A 20813-nucleotide genomic window follows, 5' to 3' on the forward strand; every position below is an offset into this window, starting at 1 on the left:
TGCTATGAGTGCGACTGGAATCGTAGGAAAAACGAAGTTGAGCAACGGCAATCGCCCGGCGGAGTATCGGCGGGTGTACGTGTGGGAGCTTCCTGTCCGCGTGTACCACTGGATCAACGCGGTGGCTTTGGTGCTGCTCTGCATCACCGGCTATCTGATTGGCGCGCCGCTGCGCGTGTTCTATTCGGCGGAAGCGTACCAGCAGTATTGGTTCGGCACGGTGCGCTTCATTCATTTCCTCTGCGCATACGTGTATGTCTTCAACTTCCTGGCTCGTCTCTACTGGGGATTTGTGGGCAACAAGTACGCGCGCTGGAATGCGTTCTTCCCGCTGAAGAAGTCGCAGCGCCAGGAGATCGTGGACGTTATCAAGGCCGACGTGTTTGAGACAAAGCTGCACGGTCCTATTTCAACGGGACACAATGCGCTGGCTGGATTCATCTACTTCTTTACCTTCCTGGCCTTCGTGGCGCAGTCCATTACAGGCTTTGCGCTTTACTCCAGCATGAGCAATTCCTTTATCCCACGCATGTTCACCTGGATCGTGCCCATCATGGGCGGGGAGATGGGCGTCCGCTACTGGCATCATCTGTTCCTGTGGTTCTTCGTGGTGTTCATCGTTGTCCATGTGTACCTGGCTTTTTATCACGACTACATCGAGGGTCGCGGAACCATCTCCTCGATCGTCGGCGGTTGGAAATTCGATCGCGTGAAACCGACAGACACAGGGACTAAGGGACCCAGGGACTAGGGACATGGGGACGGGTGGTACACCAACAGCCGAGTGTTACCTTGTGGTTGAGACTGTCGTGCTGAATGGGTGACGCGAGGTGTTGGTGAGTACGGACACGAAGAAGACTCTGGTTCTGGGGCTCGGCAATATCATCATGGGCGACGAAGGTGTCGGCGTCCATGTGGTCCGGGCCCTCGAAAAACTTCCCCTACCTGCAAATGTGGAATGCCTCGACGGCGGAACCGGCGGATTCATCCTGCTGGAGCCGCTGCAAAACGCCGGCCATATCATCCTCATTGACGCAACCGACGACGGGAACCCACCCGGAACCGTCACGCGCACTACGCCACGCTTCTCTGCCGACTATCCCCCGACCCTCACTGCGCACGACATCGGTGTGAAAGACCTGCTCGACGCGTTTTACATGCAGAGCGGCGAGCGTGAAGTGATTCTGTATGCCATCACCATCGATCCACGGCAGGCGATCTCGATGGACCTGTCGCCCACCCTTGCGCAAGCCGCGGACGAGGCCGTTCGCCGGATTCTCGAAGAGCTGAACGCTCCGTCCAACTGATCGCGGGGCAAGATTGTCAGGGGCTGAAGCCCACAGTCAACCTGAGCCAGTGCGGTACGACTAAAGTCGTGCCCTGATACAGTGCATCCAGCATGGCACGATTGAATTCGTGTCCTGACACAGTGCATCCAGCGCGGCATTATTGAACTCGAGTTCTGACGCAGTTCATCCGTTGCGCACGATTGAAATCGCGCCGTGAGGCGAAACGGCCGCAAGGTGCTTAGGTTGCGTCAGGCACGAAGTGCACTTGCAGAGACGCAGCCTCAGCGCTTAGATTTCAAACGTTAGACAAAACGGAGATTTCCTCCAAAGCTGTGCCAGAGAAAGGAACTCCATGGACCGCCGCACGTTTTTGGCTGCCGCATCCGCAACCGCAATCTCAACGGGACTTCATCCGATTCCCACCTTCGCCGAACCCGACACTCCAAAACTGCCGCCGATGGCGCTCGGTCTGCTTATCAGTCCCTATGGAGATCCCGAAGCCACCATCAAGCGGGTCCACGACATGGGCTTCAGCAACTGCTTCCTCTCGCTCGACGGCTACATCAACAAGTTCACAGCGGATGCTGCGAAGGAGATCGCGGATCTGCTGGGGAAGTATCGCCTGGTCGCCACCACCGTCGAAGTCGTAGGGCCAGGACCGCTCGAGTGGAACTTCCTGCAGGGACCTTCCACCATCGGCCTCGTTCCGCCCAAGACGCGTGCTGCGCGCATTGATGCACTCCGACAGGTTTCGGACTTTGCAAAACAACTCGGCATCAACCAGGTTCAAACCCACTGCGGATTTATTCCCGAAGACCCGACCGATGCGCTTTATCCCCAGGCGGTCGAGGCTATTCGCAAAGTCGCCGAACACTGCCACGCCAACGGCCAGTATTTCCTGATGGAGACAGGACAAGAGACGCCGACCACCATGTCGCGGGTGATTCGTGATGCAAATCTTCCCAATCTTGCGGTGGGACTGGATACGGCAAACCTGATTCTCTACGGCAAGGCCAACCCTGTCGACGCCGTCGACATCCTCGGCACCCACGTCCGCAGCGTCCACGCAAAAGACGGCAAATGGCCAACCGATCCCAGCAAACTCGGCGAGGAAGTGCTCATCGGCAAAGGCCTCGTCGATTTCAAGACCGTCTTTACCAAGCTGCACAAACTTGGCTATACCGGCGCCGTCACGATCGAGCGCGAAACTTCGGGTCCGCAGCAGATTGAAGACGTGAAGAACGAGAAGACGTATTTGCAGAAAATAATTGATGAAGTGCTGGCCTGATACGAAGAGACCAGACCAAACGAATCAGCATTAAGAACGCGAGGACACATGAATCGTCGGGAGTTTCTGCAAACCGGATCGGGGGTAGTTTCAAGCATGCTTTTGCTCAATCCACGCGCTACATTTGGCTATGAAGCGAATTCAGCGGTACGCCACGGCCTGCTGGGATGCGGCAACCGCGGCACCGGCGTCGCCTCATCGTTTGCAAAGAACACTTCGGCCCGCATCGTTGCCCTCGCCGATTTGTTTCCTGATAACCTCGCCGCCGGTCGCGATCACTTCGACACGCTGAACGCCAGCCTTGGCCAGCCAGCGATCGACAACAAACTGCTCTTCCGCGGTCCGCATGCCTTCGAACAACTCGCCGCCTCCCCCGATGTCGATCTGATCCAAATATCCACGCCGCCGTTCTTCCACGTTCAGCACCTTGAAACCGCCGTCGCTTCGGGAAAGCACGTCTACTGCGAAAAGCCCGTTGGCATCGACATCATGCAGGCGAATCACGCGCTCGAAATTGCGAAACGCGTGAAAACGAATCAAAGCGTCGACGTGGGATTTCAGTGCCGCAACGCCCCACCCATCGCGGCGCTGGATGAAAAAATCAAAGCCGGCGCCATCGGCAAAATCGTCACCGTCTCTGGCAACTACAACGCTCCCGCCTCCACTGAGAAGAAGCGCGAAGGCGAAGGCCCCGACGAATACCGCCTGCGCAACTGGCTCTGGGATCGCGCGCTCTCCGGTGACATCCTGGTCGAGCAGAACATCCACATCATCGACCTCTGCAACTGGATGCTCGGCGCTCACCCGCTCAAAGCCACCGCCACCGGCGGTCGCAACGTCCTCACGCACTTCGGCGATTGCTGGGATAACTACCAGGTCGACTTCACCTATCCCAATGACGTGCACTTCTCTTTCGCATCCACGCAGTTCGGCACCGACAATTTCTTCGACGCCGGCCTTAGACTCTTCGGCGCCAGCGGATCGGCGACATGTCCTTACTCCGGCCCCATCGCCATCACCGGCCCCAACGCATGGGCGTACCAGGACATCACTGCGACCGCACCCGGCTCCGGCAAGTTCGCCGCCAACGGCGCTTTCCTCGACAACCTCCAGTTCGCCGATCGCGACAAGGAGCGCACGTTCATCGTCAGCATCGTCTCCGGCCCCGTGCATAACCAGATTGCCGCCGGCGTTGAAACCGCGCTCAGCTGCATGCTTGGCCGCATGGCAGGACTCCAGCAACGCGAAGTGACATGGGAGGACCTGCTCGCACACGGCGAAAACTATAAGCTCGGGTTCAGCCTCGATCAATTCGCCTGAAGGCCCGCGTCATAGCGAAGTAAGAAGATGCTGGATCGATCGCGAGGGCGTGGATGGTCAACGGCGGTGCATCCTTTTGGCCGTATGGGTAATTGCGTGAAGGAGACAGACGCCTCTCAGAGCTTCGCAAGCACCCGCTGCGCGATGCTTTTCTCGATCGCTTTTCGCTGGTCCATCCCGAACTCGCTGGTGTAGACCGAGACCTTGAATGCCGTGCTCCCCTTCCTTACATCCAGTGAGCCCATCACAAGATAGTAGGCTTCATCGCCGACACCGCTGGCCGACGTCCTCTCCGAACTCGCCAATGCGCCCTTGCCGGCGTTGAAGAAATCCAGGGTTTGAAGCTGCAGCGTCACTGCTCCACCGGTCGGTATCGTCCACGTGCACGTCTTCGTAAAACCCGGCATGTCGTACGTGCCTTTGGCGACCGGTGAGCCAAGCGACGAACTGACTTCCGCCGCAGTCAGCAATGAGCAGGCGTCCGTCGGCGGCGCCGCAAACGCCGGCATTGTTCCTGCAGCGGGCAGGATAAAAGCGACGAGTGCCAGGATGCGAACCATGGGATGCATGGGGAAACCTCCTCATCGAATTGTCAGGACAGAAATGCGATCGTCGCTTGAGGCTGAAGGGGATCGGAGCGTCCGAAGCATGTGAAGGATTATGCGGTCAAGCCGCGTTACGGGGCAAGTGGCAAGGCGAATCAGATCCCATGAAGCAAACAGTTGCCGATCATTTCAGAGCCTGAACTCTGAACTATGAACTCTACCGCGCCCGCGGATGCGTCCGGTCGTACACCGCTTCCAGCTGCGACGTCGTCAACTGCGTATATCTCTGCGTCGTCGACAATCTCTCGTGTCCCAGCAACTCCTGAATCGCGCGCAAGTCCGCTCCCTCTTCCAGCAGATGTGTACCGAACGCATGCCGCAGCGTATGCGGATGCACATCCGCCGAGAGTCCGCGCAGAATCGCCACCCGCTTCACAATCCGCCCCACGCTCCGCGTCGTCAGCCGCGCCTCGCCGCCCGGCTTGCCCAACCCGCGCAGTTGCAGGCTCACAAACAATGCGGGCGTCGCGAGGCCCTTCGCTCCAGCCGCCTTCGCCGTCAGCCGCGCCGCCCGTTCGCCGAGATACGCGCGCAGAGCCCGCGCCGCCGCGTCACCCAGCGGAACCAGCCTCTGCTTGTGTCCCTTGCCCTGTACCAGGATCGCTTCGTTCGCCCAGTGAATGTCGTTTAGATTCAATCCCGTCAATTCCGCGTTGCGGATACCGCATCCATACAGCAATTCCAGAATCGCCTTGTCCCGCGCCGGCCAGCTCGCTGCATCGCCGGCAACGCTGTCCACCACGCGATTCATCTGCTCAATCGAGGGCACGCGCGGCAAGAGCTTCGGCAATCGCGGAGTCGCCACGAGCGAAGCCACGTTCTGTTCGACGCGCCCCGTCCGTGCCAGCCACTTGAACCAGCTTCGAGTCGCCGCCAGCGCTCGCGCGGTCGAAGCCTTCGACAGTCCACGCTCCAGCAACACCCCAAGATAGGCGCGGATATGCGTATGCTCGATCCGATCCACTGCTTCGAGTGCCGCGTGCCGCTCCGCTATGTATGCGGCAAACCCGATCAGCTCGCGCCGATACGCGCGCAGCGTATGCCCAGAGGCACGACGTTCGAACTCGAGCATGCGCAGGTACTCATCCACCAGCCCAGCGAGCGGCAGCGGAGCAATGTGCGCCGGAGTCTCCAGTTCATCCAACTCATCATGCGCGATGTTCATTCCTGTTCCTTGGCACCACGCGCGTTTTCGCCTTGGTCGGCGGCACGCTTTTTCCCCTTGCCGCCGTGAATAATGCGCAGCGAGCTTCCTTGCACAGCCTCGCCCTTCGTCGCATTCTCGTCCTGCATCTTTGTCTTCGCCCGGGGATGATGATCGCGATGCACCGCCTTCAGCCGCCCCAGCGCCAGGTGCGTATACACCTGCGTCGTCGAAATATCCGCATGCCCCAGCAGCGTCTGCACGCTGCGCAAATCCGCACCATGTTCCACCATGTGCGTCGCGCAGCTATGGCGCAACCGGTGCGGACTTGCGTCTTTGTTCGCCATTTTGACCAGGTGCCAGACCCATTGCCGCGTCAACGGCATCCCGCGCAGCGAAAGGAACAGCCGCGTCGCATCCTGCCGCGAAGGGACCGTCTTCGGCTTCGTGCTGATGCGCGCCAGGTGCGGCCGGCCCTCGCGCAGATACGTCTCTAGCGATTTCACTGCCGTGCGCCCCAGCGGTACAATCCGCTCCTTGTCTCCTTTTCCGCGCACAAGCACGCGCCCCGCATCCAGCGCCAGATCGCCCGTACCGAGTCCCGTTATCTCCGAAACCCGCAGCCCACCTGCGTACAGGAGTTCCATAATTGCGCTATCGCGCAGCGCCGTCGCCTGCGCCTGTGGATGTTCCGCCATCATCGCCGCGCGCTCCAGCATCTCCGCCACTTCCGGCTCCGCCAGCGACTTCGGCAGCACCTTCCACGACTTCGGCGACTCGATATTCACGGTCGGATCATGATGGATCCGCCGGTCAAGCAGCAGCCATTTATAGAATCCCCGCAGGCAGCTCAGCTTCCGCGCCGCGCTTCGCGAATCAATCGAATGGGCGCGCAGATGTTCCAGAAATGCCGCCACATCCTGCTGCGCCGCCGTCACCAGCACGCCCTGCCGGCCCTCAAGAAACTCCGCAAACGTCTTCAGATCGCCGTCGTAAGCCTCGCAGGTCAGCGGACGCAACCCCTTTTCGACCCGCAGATATGCTTGATAGTCCTTCAGGAGCCCGAGATTGTTTTCAACGCCCACACGGTCAATTATCCGCGCCTGAAGAGGTGACTTGAGTTTCCTTGCGGAGTTACCGAACCTCCTTCATCAAGGGCTCAAGTTCGTTAACTCAGTCTTCTCTACGAAAGCGGCGTCTATGGCTCGCGGAGAACCGTCTGTATCTCGCGTTCCAGCGCATGTAGATCCGTCTCGCCCTTGATCCGATCCACAACCTTTCCATCGCGATCAATTAAAAACGTGATCGGCAGTCCCAGAACCCCGCCATATGCTTCCCCGAGCTTCGCATTGCCCATCAGGACGGGAAAATCCAGATGCAGCCTGCGCGCCGTCCTGCGCACCGGCGCCGCATTGTCGTCCATGGAAATCGCCAGAACCTGAAACCCCTGTGCGCCGTACGTCTTCTGCCACTCCGCAAACCGCGGTAGCTCCACCTGGCACGGCGCACACCACGTCGCCCAGAAGTTCAGCAGCACCACCTTGCCGCGGTAATCCTTGAGCCTGATCTTCCGCCCCGCCAGATCCACGCGCACAAATGCCGGGGCCTGCTTATGCACCAGGTCCAAAGGAGGCGCCTGGGCGCACACCCCACCCGCACCCAAAAGCACCATGCAAATTGTCAGTCGAACCCATCGAAGATTGAGCATCCACATCCCGCGGCGCAGAGCCTGTCGCTACTGGCCCTTTTCCACCGGATAGCCCTTCGCCACCCAGTCATCGCCGAAGTTGTTGGCCAGATACAGAACCTTTACGTTCGTGAATCCAAGATCGTGCAGTTCCTTATAGGCTGGTCCGAGATTCGGGCAGTGGTTCCATGGGCAGCAGCCGCAATAGATCACGATCAGTTGCTTCTTGGATAACGGCGCAGAAAACTTCTTCAGCAGGATCATCCCATTTGCCTGCGAGCCAGGCCCCGCAAATCCGGAATCCGGGATATGCGCCTGCTGAAACATCACAAACGAGCCAACCTGGAACACGACGGGCCGCCCCGCCGCACCCGGCCTCAACATCCTCGCCAGCTCCGCCGGCTGGATCAGATTCTCTTGCGAAATCGTAGTCGCGCTCAGCGGTGCGGGATTAGAGAACTGTCCATGCGACTGCAGCGCCGGCATCAACATCATTGCAAAGGTAATTACGGCAATTTTGGAACCCTTCATGATTAACTCCAATGATCACAGTCCATTCTAACGCCCCGTGCATTGTCAGGCTGTGATCGGCGACAATAGAGATGGACACTTTGAAAAAGGATCAATTCGCTTGTCATCTGCGCAACTTGAAGTAACCCGCTGGACCGCACAACAGCTCGAACGCCTTGTCATCGAAGCCGCACCCAAAATCGCCGTCTTCGACTGCGACGGCACCCTCTGGAGTGGAGATTCCGGCAACGGCTTCATGGTATGGTCGATCGAACAGGGCCTCGTCTCCCGCTCCACATCCGATTGGATGGACACCCGCTACCGTGCTTACCTCGCCGGCAAGGTCGACGAAGCCCGGATCTGCGGCGAAATGGTTCAGGTCTACGCCGGCCTGCGCGAGAAGGAGTTGCGCGCCGCAGCATCCCGCTACTTCAGCGAGCACGTTAGCCCCAACATCTTCTCGGAGTTGGCCGCCCTGATCGACACGTTGCGCAAATCCAACGTCGAACTCTGGGCCGTCAGTTCCACCAACAAGTGGGTGGTGTCTGAAGGCGTTCGCGGCTTCGGCATTCCCGAGGAGCGCGTCCTCGCCGCCGAAGTCAAAGTGGTCGATGGCCTGATCACGAGCGAACTCGTCGACGTGCCCACGGGCCCGGCAAAAGCCGCGGCGCTTCGCCGCGTGGGTCTTCCCCGGCCCGACGCAGTATTCGGGAACTCGCTCCACGATCTCGCCATGCTGGAGATCGCCGCGCACCCATTCCCCGTGAACCCCTCGCCCGCGCTCCTCGACGAATGCGCAAAACGCGGCTGGGGCTACTTCCGCCCCCGCGAAGCCATCGCATCGCCCGCCCTCATCGGCGGCGAATAGCGCGTTCATAAGTGCAAGCAACAAAATGGCCGCGCGTCATTTCAGAGCATAGAATGCTGCGTACCCCGGGTCACACCGGCTTGGGCTGCAAAGCATTTACACTGGATGCGTGGAAGAACCGCAGCCTGTACCCAACCCGCGCCCCCCGGGTCCCGCGCTACGTTTTGTAGTCGCAGGGTTGCTGGTTCGCGACGGTCTTGTCCTCATCTGCCAGCGTCGCCCCGACCAGCCAATGGCGCTGCAGTGGGAGTTTCCCGGCGGCAAAATCGAGCAAGGTGAGAGCCCCGAACAGGCTCTTTTTCGCGAACTCGAAGAAGAACTGGGCATCGCCGCAACGATCGGATCGCGCGTCACGCATATCCGCCATAACTACCGTCACGGCGGCGCAGTCGACCTGCAATTCTTCTCTGTGCCTTCCTTCGAAGGCGAACTCGAAAACAAGATTTTTCATCAGTTCAAGTGGGTCAAACTCGAAGAACTCCCCGACTACGAGTTCCTAGCCGCCGACCGCGGGCTCATCCGCGACCTGGCCGCCGGCAAACTTCTGTAGCTCCTGCGACATCTGGTCACATCTCACTTGGGTGAACTCAGCTATTATTCCGTCGTCCATCATTCCCGTTTCGTTGATCGAGGCTGTGCATGACGAACCGCGCGTTTTTCCAGGCCCTTCTGCTGTGCGTTAGTTCCATCTCAATTCTCGCCAATATTGCATCAGCACAATCACTCAACTGTCTCGGCACGAGTGCATCGGATAATCCGGCAGCACGCGAAGAGATGAACGCCGGAGTCGACTCCTACAAGGCCGCTCGCTATTCCGAGGCAATCAGCCACTTTCAGAAGGCGACAGAACTCGCCCCGTGCCTCACAATGGCCCGATCATATTTAGGCACTGCTCAAGCTCAAAACGTGATCCCAGGTCTCGTCACACCCGACAACCTGAAGATCTCTGAACAAGCCATCGCCAATTTTCAGATTGTCCTCACTCAAGCCCCACACGATGTGAACAGCCTCAAACAGGTTGCAGGAATATATTTCAGCGTCAAAAGGCTCGACGACGCCCGCGAATGGCAGAAGAAGGTGCTGGTTGAAGATCCACGCGATCCGGAGGCGGCCTATACCATCGGTGTCATCGACTGGACCCAGGCCCACCAGAACGCAATCGCGTCGCTAGCCGAAGCAGGAATGCAGGACGATGGAATGGGCGATACAAAAGCGCCTCCCGAAGTGCTGGAGAAGATCAAGCAGCAGAACAGCGCGCTGGTCGCGGAGGCGCTTCAGTATCTCACGCAAGCGGTGGAAATTCGGCCCAACTACGACGACGCCATGTCCTTTATCAACCTCGTCTACCGCCGCAAGGCAGATATCGACTACAACAATCCCGCTCTTCGTGACCAGGACATAGTCCAGGCAAAGGAATGGAGCCGGAAAGCCATGCTAACCCGCAAGGAAAACGAAGAAAGAAAGTCCGCTGCGCCCGCCCCACTGCAACCGTAGTCGAACTTCCTGGATTTCAATTCACGGCTCACTGTTCACACGTCCCTGATGCCTGCTTCTTCAGCAGCCTCAGCTCAATCATGCTCTCGGCCGTAGCCACCACGCTATCCTCGCGTGAACGCGGCGACCACCCCAGCACACGTTGCGCCTTTTCGCTGGTCGCATTCTTCCACTTGCCCAGCTCCGGAATAATCTGTTTCACCGCCGGATCTTTGAATGCAGCAAGCTTCACCAGCCAGTTCGGTAACTGTCGCGTCGGCACCCGCCTCGCGGCATCGCCCAGCCGAGCCTTCAGCGTCTTCGCAATCTCCACGATCCACATGAAGTCGCCGGCCACCGCGATGAACCGCTCGCCCGTGGCCGCTGGATTCGTCATCGCCCGCATGTGCAGATCGGCAACATCGCGCACATCCACGACACCGAAACACATACGCGGCAATCCCGGCAGCGCGCCGTCCATCATCCGCTGCACCAGCAAAATCGACGTCGCATAATCCGGCCCCAGCACCGGCCCGAACACTCCCACCGGATTCACTACTGCCAGCTCTAGCCCCGCTCCTTCGCGCGCGATAAAATCCCATGCCGCGCGTTCTGCCAAGGTCTTCGACTTCGTATACGGCATCACGTCCGGTCCACTCGGATTCGTCCAGTCCTCTTCGGTGAACTCCTCCTCCTCCTGTTGCAGATGTCCATACCCCACTGCCGCAAACGAAGACGTCAACACCACGCGCTTCACTCCCACATCCCTCGATGCGCGCAGCACTCGCAGCGCGCCCTCGCGCGCCGGCAAGATCAGCTCATCCTCGTGCTTCGGCATCGTCGACGGAAAAGGAGAAGCGATGTGCAGCACATATTCGCAACCAGACACCGCCGCCGGCCAACCCGCATCGCTCATCAGATCCGCCGCAACAAACGAGAGGCGGTTCGCCTGATCGCAACCGCCGTTCTTCAACATCGCGCGCACGTCGCCCTCACGTGAGAGACTTCGCACCGTCGTCCGCACCTGGTATCCCGCTGCCAGCAGTTGCAGAATCGTATGGCTGGCAATGAATCCCGAACCACCTGTAACAAGAACCGTGCTCATCAATTGCTCCTTGCCCGTCCAAATCGAAGAAAACTGAGAACTGACAACTGAGAACTGACAAGTGCTTTTCAGTGCCCCGGAATCATCCCCCACAACATCACCATCGTCATCACGATTACGATGATGCTGGTGCCCCAGGCAATCACATTCCACAACGGGCGGTTCTTGTGCTTGCCCATCAGGTCCTCACGGTTGATCAGCATCAGCATCAAGATGATCACCACCGGCAGAAGCACGCCGTTCAGCACCTGCGACAGAATCGCGAAGTTGATCAACTGGGCATCCGGCAGAATCAGCACTGTGATCGCGCCGCCCGCGATCAAGAGCGTGTAGAGCCAGTAGAAGAACGGCGCCTCGCGGAAGCTCTTGTCCACGCCTGATTCGAAACCAAGACCTTCGCACACCGTGTACGCGGTCGAGATCGGCAGAATGGACGCAGCAAACAGCGACGCATTGAACAACCCGAACGCAAACAGGATAAACGCGTAGTCGCCAGCCAGCGGTCGCATCGCTTCCGCTGCATCCGCCGCCACGGTAATTGCGCCCATTCCGTGCACGTACAGCGTCGCCGCGCACGCCACCACGATGAACCATGCAACGACGTCTTGGAAAAGGCTTCCGACCGTCACATCAAGACGCATCGCAAAGAAATTTTTTGCGAAAACGCCCTTCTCCACGATCGAAGACTGCAGGTAGAACTGCATCCACGGCGCAATGGTGGTGCCCACCATGCCGATCGCCATGTACACATAAGCCTTGTCGCGCCACGCCGACTCTTCCGGCGGCCGAATCGTCGCCACCAGTGCCTGCCTCCAATTGGGCTGCGAAAGCACTCCAGCAAAGATATAGGTGATGTAAACCAGCGACGCAACGATAAAGATCTTCTCGGTGGTCTTGTAGTTCCCCTTCACCACCATGCCCCACACAAGTGCAGCGCACAGCGGCACCGAGATGAACTTCGTCACGTGAAAAAGATGCAGAGAGCCCGCAATCCCGATAAACTCCGTCACCACGTTGGTGAAGTTCACAACCACAAGCACCAGCATCAGCACAAACGTGAGGCGCAGGCCAAACTCTTCGCGAATCAGGTCGCTCAGGCCCTTGCCCGTGACCACGCCCATGCGGGCGTTCATCTCCTGAACAACCGTCAGCGCAATTGTGATCGGAATCATCATCCAGAGCAGGTTGTAGCCGAACTGCGCGCCTGCCTGGGAGTAGGTAAGGATGCCGCCCGAATCGTTATCGACGTTGGCTGTAATAAATCCGGGGCCGAGAACGGCCAAAAACAGCAGTATCCGGATTCGCCAGCGCTTCCACATGGCCTCGGGTTCCTATGGTGGGGTCATTTTTTTCTGCCTTCACGACCATAACAGGCACAGCGCCGATTGGCGAGTGACCACGAAGCGCCCATCGCATTCCGTAAAAATTACCTTGCGTACACCTGTGTAACTTGGTACATTGGTACACATGGCACAGGAAAAGCAAGACCATCCTCTCGTCGAAGTCGAGCGCGTCCAGACCGGCGTTCGCATCGAAAAACGCATGCTCAAGGTCCTCAAAGCCATCGCCGAGCAGAAAGACATGACCCTCGGCGATCTGCTCGAGGGCATCGTTCTTCACGCCTTCGAAGGCAAAGCACCCTTCTCGCCGCAAACTTTGAAAGAGATCGAACAGTTCAAATCCCTTTACGGCATGACCCTCAAAGCATCCGACAGCCACCATCTCAAGGAGCGCAAACGATGAGACCCGCAATCGACATTCCCGCCGCAGCGCTCGTCGCCGCCTCAGCGCTCGGCCAGTCTTCGGCACCGGCACCGCGACTACTCCGAACCCAAACAGCTTTCGATATTGTCGTCCACCTGCCCTACGCCGAAGCCGCGCCGCTCTTCGGTCCCGAAGGCGAACGCCCCTGGGCCGGCAAGCATTGGAACCCGCAATTTCTCTACCCTCAAACCCCACACGACGAGCAAGGCATCGTCTTCACCAACCAGCACGGCCCCGTAACCGCCGTCTGGGTTAACACCCTCTTCGACCTCCAAGCTCGCCATTTCATCTACGCCTACTTCATCCCCAAGATCATGGTTACGACCATCGATGTGAGTTTCAGTTCGACCGATCCGGCCGCCACCCACGTCCACGTTCTCTACACCCGCACCGCTCTCACCCCCGAAGGCAACGACCACGTCGCCGCCTTCACCGCCGCCGACAAGACCGCCGCCCACGGCTGGCAACAATCCATCGAAACCTACCTCGCCACGCGCAAGCCGTAGCCACCTCTCCGCATCACCATCACTTATCGTCCCAAGGAAGAGATCTTCACCATCTGAAACGCGCCGTCATTCGGAGCGACCAACGGGAGTCGAGGGACCTGCAGTTGCTTTTGCAGCTGCATCCTGCGCTGCTATATTGAAGAGTCTTTGCTTACTGCGCCGCCGCGCAACTGAACTTCACCCGCCATCGGCGTTTAAGGAGCTGCATCATGTCCAACGAAAATCCCACCGACAATCTCGCGAATACCGAACCCGCCGCCGCTCCCACCCGCCGCAAAATGCTTGGCACCCTCGCCGCTGCCGGCGCCCTGCTCGGCCTCAACGCCACAAGTTCGGCAGCCACTACCACAAAAAAAGAACCCGAGCCGCCCGCAGCCGCTCCACCTCCCACACCCGACGCCCTTGTCTCCATGGCCCGCTTGCGCAACTACAAATGCCGCCGCTCCTCCAGTTGGGACCGCACCGGAGGCAACGCCGACTTCATCCCACTCGATGCCGGCACTGCGGCCACCCTGCTCGATGTCAAAGGTCCCGGCGTCATCACGCACATCTGGTTCACCATCAACTCCGATGACCACATGCATCTCAAGAATCTCGTCCTCCGGGCCTGGTGGGATGGCGAATCTTCCCCGTCCATCGAAGCCCCCATCGGCGATTTCTACGGCCTCATGCTTGGCGACTACTTCGTCTACCAGTCAGCGCTGCTCGTCGTCGCTCCCATGAAGGCCCTCAACGCCTACTTCCAGATGCCCTTCGACACCGCCGCCAAGATCACCATCAGCAACGAGGGCAAAGTGCGCACCAACAATCTCTACTACGCCATCGACTACACAACGGTTTCCGCGCTGCCTGCCAACCTCGGCCGCTTCCACGCCCAATATCGCCAGGCCGCTCCTTGCAAAAAATCCGTCGACACCAGCGGCAAAAACCTTAACGGCACAGACAACTACGTCTTCCTCGAAGCCGCCGGTCGCGGACACTTCGTCGGTGTCACCCATGGCGTGCTGCAAAATGCCGACGGCTGGTTCGGCGAAGGCGACGACATGTTCTTCATTGACGGCGACGCCCAGCCCACCATCAACGGAACCGGCACCGAGGATTACTACAACGGCGCATGGGACTTTTACGGCAACGCCTTCGCCAACCTTCGCCAGGGCGCGCCCTACATTGTCGACCCCGAACGCACCGGCGGCCGCTACTGCCTCTTCCGCTGGCACACCGAGAGCTTCATCACCTTCGACAAATCCATCAAGGTCACCATTGAACACGGTCACGCCAATGATCGCGCCGACGACTTCTACTCCGTCGCTTACTGGTACCAGACCGAGCCCCACGCCGAGTTCCCGCCACTTGCGCCGCCCGAAGCCCGCGTGCCCAAAGTGATCATGTCGAGCTAGTGTCACTTCTGCGTCTCGCCAGGAAAGCTTTCCAAGGTCCAATCAGCATCCAAGCTGTTTGAGGACCCGAAATTTTCATGCCCCCCAAACCACTCACCCGCCGTGAACTTCTCAAAATCGCCGCCGCCACCGGAGCCGCCGGCCTTACCGGCTCCCTTCTCAATAGTTGCGGCGGACGCCCCAGTTTGCCCGCCCCTCCCGGAACATCCGCCTGCGCCAAAGTCACCGACATCGAGCACGTCGTCATCTTCATCCAGGAAAATCGCTCCTTCGATCACTACTTCGGCAACTATCGCGGAGCCCGCGGATTCGCCGATCAAAGCGCGGTCTTCAATCAGCCCTATCCTGCCAACACGTCCAGCTCGCCTGCCGGCGTCCTCCTGCCCTTCCATCTCGACACGACGCAGACCAACGCCGCATGCACTCACGACATCACGCACGACTGGATCCCGCAGCACCAAAGCTGGGACAACGGTGCGATGGATGGCTTCGTCACCTCGCGCCTCCCCATCAACGCCAACGATGCAGTCCTCTCTATGGGCTACTACACGCGCGCCGATCTGCCCTACTACTACGCCGTCGCCGATGCCTTCACGCTCTGCGACAACTACTGCTGCTCCGTCATCGGACCCACCGATCCCAATCGCCTGTACACCATGGCCGCCTCCATCGATCCCGACGGCAAAAACGGCGGCCCGCTCCTGCAAACGCTCGTCACGAATCGCGCCACCATGTTCGGCAAGCTCACCTACACCACCATGCCCGAGCAACTTCAGGCACGCGGCATCTCGTGGAAGATCTACTCAACTCCCGACGCCAGCGCGTTCGGCTCCCTCGAAACCGACAACGTCCTTCCCTACTTCAAAAATTTTCAGGATTCATCCTCGGTTCTCTACAAGAACGCATTCAACCCTGTGTTCCCCACTGACTTCGCTGCCGACGCGCTCTCCGGCAACCTCCCGCAGGTCTCCTGGATCACCGGCTCCGTCATCACTTCCGACCATCCGCCATCCCCCTCGCTCTTCGGCGAGAACGCTCTCTCGGCCATCATCACGGCGCTCACTGCCAACCCGATCGCATGGGCCAAAACCGTCCTCTTCGTTACCTATGACGAGAACGGCGGCTTCTTCGATCACGTCCCGCCCGTCACTGCGCCCCCAGGCACGGCCGGCGAATACATCACCGCACCTTCCGTCCCCGACCCCACCGTCGAAGGCTCCATCAACGGACCCATCGGGCTCGGCTTCCGCGTGCCCACGCTGATTATTTCGCCGTTCAGCCGTGGCGGCTTCATCTCCTCCGATCTCTTCGATCACACATCCGTGCTCCGCTTTCTCGAGACCCGATTCGGCGCCGAGGTTCCCAATCTCTCCGCCTGGCGTCGCGCCACCGTCGGCGACATGACCAGCGCCTTCAACTTCACCAAGCCCGACACATCCATCCCTTCACTGCCCTCCACCGTCGCGGCCCTTCCGTCCATCCTCACCGAGTGCGCCAACAACCTCGCCGGATTCAGTGGCTTCACCCTCCCCAGCGCGCAAACCATGCCCACACAGGAAGCAGGTTCTCCCCTCCGCCCCAGCGGCAAGTGCTGAGCAAGCCCGATCTGGTTCGAACTGAGTGAAGATCAGATGTGTCCGCACGGCCGCCCTCCCCGCCGTCCGCGCCGCTTCCGTCGATCCCGTCGAAGCCCTGCGCTCCGAATAGTTTTTCCGGCGGCACCAAGCTGCTCCGCCTCTAATATCAGACATTTCTGTTATAACAGAAATGTCTGATATACTGAACGCATGACGCTGACCACCTCCATGAAGGAATTCATCCTCCACTGGGGCGAAATGGGCACCCGCTGGGGAGTCAACCGTACCGTCGCCCAGGTCCACGCCCTTCTCTACCTCTCGCCTGAACCCCTCACTGCCGAAGAGATTTCCGACTCCCTCTCCGTCGCGCGCTCCAACGTCAGCAACAGTCTTAAAGAACTCCAGAACTGGAACCTCGTCCAGATCGACAGCCGCATGGGCGACCGCCGCGACTACTTCCGCAGCACCGCCGACGTCTGGACCCTCTTCTTAACGGTCATCGACCAGCGCGTAGAACGCGAAATCCTGCCCACCATGACGATGCTCCAACGCCTCGTCCTCCAGACCCGCGCCGAGCGCCCCGCCCAGCCCCTCGTCACCGCGCGCATCACCGCCATGCAGCTTTTCCTCGAAGAACTGCACGGCTGGTACATGCAGGTCAGGAAACTGCCCCCGTCGACCCTGCACTCCCTCATCGGGATCGGCAGCGGCATCACCCGCTTCCTCCCCAAATCCCGCAGAAGGAGACTCGACTAATGACAACCTTTGTTGTCGCCATCGCAACACCAATCGAGAACACTTCTGACAACTTCCAGCGCTACTACGAAGAAGCCGGCCCCGACTACGCCGCCTGCAGCCCGCACTTCAACATGCACTTCGGATTCTTCCGCCGCGGCATGAATCCCTTCAACCGCGAAGCCATGCTCGAGCAGATGAACCGCGAAGTCCTCGATCGCCTGCAACTCGCCGAAAACCCGACCGCGCCCGCTCATCCCCGTGTTCTCGACATGGGCTGCGGTCTCGGCGCAACATTACGCAGCTTCGCCCGACGCCTTCCCTCCGCCGACCTGCACGGCATTACCCTCGTCCCCTGGCAGCTTCAACAAGGTCGTCTCCTCAATCAATCCACTCCGCACTCGACAAACATCGCCTTGAATCTGGGCGACTACGAACACACTGCCTTTACATCCCAATCCTTCGACGCCATCTATGCCATCGAGAGCAGTTGCTACGGCGCCGGCAGAAACAAATCCCGCCTCATCCGCGAGGCCCATCGCCTTTTACGCCCCGGAGGCCGCTTCGTCGTAGCCGACGGATTTCTCGGCCCTGGAAAACTTCGCGGTCCGCAAAAGTCCATCTACGATAAGCTCTGCGAGTGCTGGGTTATCGAAGACCTCGGCGACATCCGCGCATTTACCCGAGAACTCGAACGCGCCGGGTTCCGCGATATCGCCGTCGAACAGACCCAATCCCGCGTCACCCCCTCGGTCCTCCATGTCCCCTGGGTAACGCTCAAGTTCCTTCTTACGTCCGTTCTCTTCGGTCCGAGAAGAATGACGCGCGCCCGCTGGAACAACGTCATCGCTCCGATCCTTCTGCCCTTCATCGGCTACCCCATCGGCCCTCTCGCCTACTACATCGTCAGCACCACCCGCATCTGACGGCTGCTTCTCGACCTAGCCCAATCTCAAGCACAATTTTTAGAAAATACTGAAGTATCTACTTGACAATTCTCCCGACCTGCTCAATACTGAAGTTGTTGCTTCACTATTGTGAAGCCAGGAGGAATCTCCAATGGCCGAACCCACCGTCGTTCACAGCACCTTCGTCATCGACCGCAACTATCCCCAACCCCCTGACCGCGTCTTCGCCGCCTTTGCCCAGCCCTCCCGCAAGCGTCGCTGGTACGCCGAAGGCGACCACGAAATTCAGGAATTCGAAATGGAGTTCCGCGTCGGCGGCAGCGAGCGCTTCCGTTACCGCTTCAAGGAAGGCCACCCCATCGCCGGCTCCGAAATTGCCAACGAGTCCACGTATCAAGACATCACGCCCGAGAATCGAATCGTCACGACCACCAGGATGTCCTTGAACGGAAAGCCAATTCTCGTAGCAGTCCTGACCCTCGAGTTTGTCCGCTCAGCATCGGGGACCGACCTCGTCTTCACGAATCAGGGAACGTACATCGAATGGCCCGGCGGTCCCGCAATGATCGAGCAAGGCTGGCGCGGCCTCTTCGACCGCCTCGAAAAACATCTGGCGAGCTGACGATGTCACCCAAAAACGAACCCGCGATGCCCGCGACGCCGCAGCAAATCGATCGCCTGTTTCACGCGCTCGGGGATCCCACGCGCCGTGCGATCCTCGACCGCCTTACCAGCGGACCCATGTCTGTTTCACGACTGGCGGAGCCTCTCGGCATCACGCTAACAGCCGTTGCCCAGCATCTGCAGATTCTCGGGGAGGCCAGGCTCGTACACACCGAAAAGCTCGGCCGCGTTCGAACCTGCCGCATTGAGACCGCCGGCTTTCGCGCTCTCGAGCAATGGATTCGCGATCATCGCATTGCCTGGGAACGAAAGCTCGATCGCCTCGGGGAACTGCTTGCGGAAGAGGATGAAAACGGCTAGAGCAGCACAACAGCTACAACGGCCAACCTACGTACCAGAACGTCACATGTCTTTGAACGGAATGGCCGGGTGCCCCATTCATGGCGCAGTCTCATCGCGCCATGAGTGGGATCGCGAATCACGCCGTGGCGACGGCCAATTCGGCTTGTTGCGGCTCGGGTTCAAGAACCTTGCTCAGCAGCTCCTTCACCACGTCCACCGCCGAATAGCTCAAGTGATCCGCCTCCAGAAACTGAGCCGCGGTATTCAGATCGTCGCCGATCGTCACCAGCGGAGGTTCCGCCGATCCGTCCTTGCGCGTTTGCGCGTGGCCGATGTTCGCCATCAGCGCATTGCACAGGCATTTGCGGCCAATCGTGTCCTCCATCCTGCCGCCTTTGGCTACATAGGATGCAACCGGCTCGGCCGAGCAGCGATAGCCGATCTTGTCCTCGCCCATCGCGTATGGTTCGCGCAAATATCCCAGATCGCAAACCCGTGTCCGCGCCTGCGCTACGCCTTCATCTGAATACGACCCGGCAAGCTGTGCCACCTTGAACGGAAACCCCGTCGGCGACGCCAGCGGATCGGTAAATACCTTCCCCGTCCCTGCTCTCGCCTGCGACAGCAGCGACCGCTTCAGGTCCGCCCGCATCCCCGATTCCTCGCTGAATGCAAACGCCGTGCCCACCTGCACGCCCGCAGCGCCCATGTCGATAGCTTCCTTCACCTTATCCGCGTGCCCATAGCCGCCGGCCAGCCAGAAAGGGACACCCAACTCGCGCAGCTCTGCAATGTTCACCTTGTCCCGTTCGCCGTAGATTGGCTCGCCTGCTTCATTCAGCTGCAGCTTTCCACGCGGCGGAGCATTATGTCCACCGGCGGTCGGGCTCTCAATCACCAGTCCATCCACGCGCCCGCTTGCGCGCCGCAGCATGGTTGTCGCCAGTGTGTTCGACGAAACTATCGCCAGAAACCGCGGCCGTTCCAAAACTGGCACCCAACCGTCCGCGAACTCAGCAGGATCAAAACGCATCATTGTGTCCTGCGTCGCAGCGGCGCCCGTAACCGCCAGCCGGTACTCCGCCGGCTTTCCCGCAGCCAGGTTGTCCAGCACTCCCGGAATGTGCAGCGGAATCCCCGCGCCCATCAGCACATACCCCACACCCGCCAGCATCGCTCCATATAACGACGCCAGATGCGGCAATTGCACCTTTTCCAGAAAGTTTACGCCCACCTTGTTCAAGTGTCCCTGACGCGCAAGAAAGACTTCAACAAAGTTGCTTACCATCAGCAATTCAAGCAGGTTGCGCGAGTCGCGCCGCTGGTGCATCTGCGTCGTCGGATACGGTGTCCCACTCGGTTTTCCGCCGGGAATAAAGTAGTCGTTCCAGATCTTCCTCGCCATCTCGGGAAACGGAAATGCGTCCAGTCCCCGGCGCATGTAGCCGTCCTTGTCGCCATCGGCCAGCCGGCGTACCAGCACCTGGTCCACCGCCGTACCCGATACGACCCCGAGCTGTCCCAGCTTTGAGACCGTCTGCGCCAGGCGCCAGTTGGATACACCGACACCCATTCCGCCTTGAATAATCCGTGGAAGTTGGACCATCTTTGAATTGTTTCACATATTCTGTTCGATACCGGTCTTTAATTTGGAGCCGCGATGGAAGCTGG

General features: G+C 59.5%; 23 protein-coding genes. 15 read left to right on the forward strand and 8 right to left on the reverse strand.

Annotated features, from left to right (window positions below; all coding sequences use genetic code 11):
- Window positions 1–4 precede the first annotated feature (4 nt).
- The 4 genes from cybH to WCA10_RS07750 all read left to right on the forward strand — a co-directional run bounded on the left by cybH (window position 5) and on the right by WCA10_RS07750 (window position 3897).
- Entirely contained in the window at window positions 5–751 is a 747-nt protein-coding gene (gene cybH, locus WCA10_RS07735) for a Ni/Fe-hydrogenase, b-type cytochrome subunit (RefSeq protein ID WP_472821934.1), read from the forward strand.
- A gap of 85 nt (window positions 752–836) precedes the next feature.
- Window positions 837–1307 carry a hydrogenase maturation protease gene (locus tag WCA10_RS07740; RefSeq protein ID WP_472821935.1) on the forward strand — a complete coding sequence of 157 codons (471 nt, stop codon included), beginning with the start codon at window positions 837–839 and terminating at the stop codon, window positions 1305–1307.
- Between the two features lie 334 nt (window positions 1308–1641).
- Window positions 1642–2577, forward strand: coding sequence for a sugar phosphate isomerase/epimerase family protein (locus WCA10_RS07745; RefSeq protein ID WP_472821936.1), 936 nt, complete (start codon window positions 1642–1644; stop codon window positions 2575–2577).
- 48 nt (window positions 2578–2625) lie between these two features.
- A complete protein-coding gene (locus tag WCA10_RS07750; RefSeq protein WP_472821937.1) occupies window positions 2626–3897 on the forward strand; it encodes a Gfo/Idh/MocA family protein in 1272 nt (423 codons plus the stop codon).
- Between the two features lie 116 nt (window positions 3898–4013).
- Here WCA10_RS07750 and WCA10_RS07755 read toward each other — a convergent pair whose 3' ends face one another.
- The 5 genes from WCA10_RS07755 to WCA10_RS07775 form a co-directional block, all read right to left on the reverse strand.
- Window positions 4014–4466, reverse strand: coding sequence for a hypothetical protein (locus tag WCA10_RS07755; RefSeq protein WP_472821938.1), 453 nt, complete (start codon window positions 4464–4466; stop codon window positions 4014–4016).
- A gap of 193 nt (window positions 4467–4659) precedes the next feature.
- Window positions 4660–5667, reverse strand: coding sequence for a tyrosine-type recombinase/integrase (locus WCA10_RS07760; RefSeq protein ID WP_472821939.1), 1008 nt, complete (start codon window positions 5665–5667; stop codon window positions 4660–4662).
- Window positions 5664–6731, reverse strand: a complete 1068-nt coding sequence (locus WCA10_RS07765) for a tyrosine recombinase (protein ID WP_472821940.1) — start codon at window positions 6729–6731, stop codon at window positions 5664–5666. The genes WCA10_RS07760 and WCA10_RS07765 overlap by 4 nt, the downstream gene beginning before the upstream one ends.
- A 113-nt stretch (window positions 6732–6844) precedes the next feature.
- Window positions 6845–7354, reverse strand: coding sequence for a TlpA family protein disulfide reductase (locus WCA10_RS07770; RefSeq protein ID WP_472821941.1), 510 nt, complete (start codon window positions 7352–7354; stop codon window positions 6845–6847).
- Between the two features lie 27 nt (window positions 7355–7381).
- Complete coding sequence (locus WCA10_RS07775) at window positions 7382–7864, reverse strand: rhodanese-like domain-containing protein (protein WP_472821942.1); 483 nt, start codon at window positions 7862–7864, stop codon at window positions 7382–7384.
- 100 nt (window positions 7865–7964) lie between these two features.
- Between WCA10_RS07775 and WCA10_RS07780 the strand changes: the two genes are divergently transcribed.
- The 3 genes from WCA10_RS07780 to WCA10_RS07790 all read left to right on the forward strand — a co-directional run bounded on the left by WCA10_RS07780 (window position 7965) and on the right by WCA10_RS07790 (window position 10205).
- Window positions 7965–8711 (forward strand): HAD family hydrolase, encoded by a 747-nt coding sequence (locus WCA10_RS07780; RefSeq protein ID WP_472821943.1) that lies wholly within the window; start codon window positions 7965–7967, stop codon window positions 8709–8711.
- A 109-nt stretch (window positions 8712–8820) separates the two neighbouring features.
- A complete protein-coding gene (locus tag WCA10_RS07785) occupies window positions 8821–9261 on the forward strand; it encodes a (deoxy)nucleoside triphosphate pyrophosphohydrolase (protein ID WP_472821944.1) in 441 nt (146 codons plus the stop codon).
- 89 nt (window positions 9262–9350) lie between these two features.
- Window positions 9351–10205 (forward strand): hypothetical protein, encoded by an 855-nt coding sequence (locus WCA10_RS07790; RefSeq protein ID WP_472821945.1) that lies wholly within the window; start codon window positions 9351–9353, stop codon window positions 10203–10205.
- A 28-nt stretch (window positions 10206–10233) separates the two neighbouring features.
- On the opposite strand, the gene WCA10_RS07795 is transcribed toward WCA10_RS07790, so the two are convergent.
- Together WCA10_RS07795 and WCA10_RS07800 are read right to left on the reverse strand one after the other, a co-directional pair.
- Window positions 10234–11289: an SDR family oxidoreductase gene (locus WCA10_RS07795; RefSeq protein ID WP_472821946.1), complete on the reverse strand. Its 1056-nt coding sequence runs from the start codon at window positions 11287–11289 to the stop codon at window positions 10234–10236.
- Window positions 11290–11357: 68 nt separating this feature from the next.
- Window positions 11358–12608: an Nramp family divalent metal transporter gene (locus WCA10_RS07800; RefSeq protein ID WP_472821947.1), complete on the reverse strand. Its 1251-nt coding sequence runs from the start codon at window positions 12606–12608 to the stop codon at window positions 11358–11360.
- Between the two features lie 148 nt (window positions 12609–12756).
- Here WCA10_RS07800 and WCA10_RS07805 point away from each other — a divergent pair, with 148 nt between their 5' ends.
- The 8 genes from WCA10_RS07805 to WCA10_RS07840 all read left to right on the forward strand — a co-directional run bounded on the left by WCA10_RS07805 (window position 12757) and on the right by WCA10_RS07840 (window position 19160).
- On the forward strand, window positions 12757–13032 hold the full coding sequence (locus WCA10_RS07805; RefSeq protein ID WP_472821948.1) for a hypothetical protein: 276 nt from the start codon (window positions 12757–12759) through the stop codon (window positions 13030–13032).
- Window positions 13029–13559: a hypothetical protein gene (locus WCA10_RS07810; protein WP_472821949.1), complete on the forward strand. Its 531-nt coding sequence runs from the start codon at window positions 13029–13031 to the stop codon at window positions 13557–13559. The genes WCA10_RS07805 and WCA10_RS07810 overlap by 4 nt, the downstream gene beginning before the upstream one ends.
- 209 nt (window positions 13560–13768) lie before the next feature.
- Window positions 13769–14956 carry a glycoside hydrolase family 172 protein gene (locus WCA10_RS07815; protein ID WP_472821950.1) on the forward strand — a complete coding sequence of 396 codons (1188 nt, stop codon included), beginning with the start codon at window positions 13769–13771 and terminating at the stop codon, window positions 14954–14956.
- A gap of 77 nt (window positions 14957–15033) precedes the next feature.
- Window positions 15034–16551: a phospholipase C gene (locus WCA10_RS07820; RefSeq protein WP_472821951.1), complete on the forward strand. Its 1518-nt coding sequence runs from the start codon at window positions 15034–15036 to the stop codon at window positions 16549–16551.
- Between the two features lie 192 nt (window positions 16552–16743).
- Window positions 16744–17289 carry a GbsR/MarR family transcriptional regulator gene (locus WCA10_RS07825; protein ID WP_472821952.1) on the forward strand — a complete coding sequence of 182 codons (546 nt, stop codon included), beginning with the start codon at window positions 16744–16746 and terminating at the stop codon, window positions 17287–17289.
- On the forward strand, window positions 17289–18194 hold the full coding sequence (locus tag WCA10_RS07830) for an SAM-dependent methyltransferase (protein ID WP_472821953.1): 906 nt from the start codon (window positions 17289–17291) through the stop codon (window positions 18192–18194). Before WCA10_RS07825 ends, WCA10_RS07830 begins: the two co-directional genes overlap by 1 nt.
- A gap of 133 nt (window positions 18195–18327) precedes the next feature.
- Window positions 18328–18798 carry an SRPBCC domain-containing protein gene (locus WCA10_RS07835; RefSeq protein ID WP_472821954.1) on the forward strand — a complete coding sequence of 157 codons (471 nt, stop codon included), beginning with the start codon at window positions 18328–18330 and terminating at the stop codon, window positions 18796–18798.
- 2 nt (window positions 18799–18800) lie between these two features.
- Entirely contained in the window at window positions 18801–19160 is a 360-nt protein-coding gene (locus WCA10_RS07840) for an ArsR/SmtB family transcription factor (RefSeq protein ID WP_472821955.1), read from the forward strand.
- Between the two features lie 118 nt (window positions 19161–19278).
- On the opposite strand, the gene WCA10_RS07845 is transcribed toward WCA10_RS07840, so the two are convergent.
- Window positions 19279–20748 carry a nitronate monooxygenase gene (locus tag WCA10_RS07845; RefSeq protein ID WP_472821956.1) on the reverse strand — a complete coding sequence of 490 codons (1470 nt, stop codon included), beginning with the start codon at window positions 20746–20748 and terminating at the stop codon, window positions 19279–19281.
- Window positions 20749–20813 lie beyond the last annotated feature (65 nt).

The sequence above is a fragment of the Occallatibacter sp. genome (genome assembly GCF_049582745.1).
In the GTDB taxonomy this organism is placed as follows: Bacteria; Acidobacteriota; Terriglobia; order Terriglobales; family Acidobacteriaceae; genus Telmatobacter.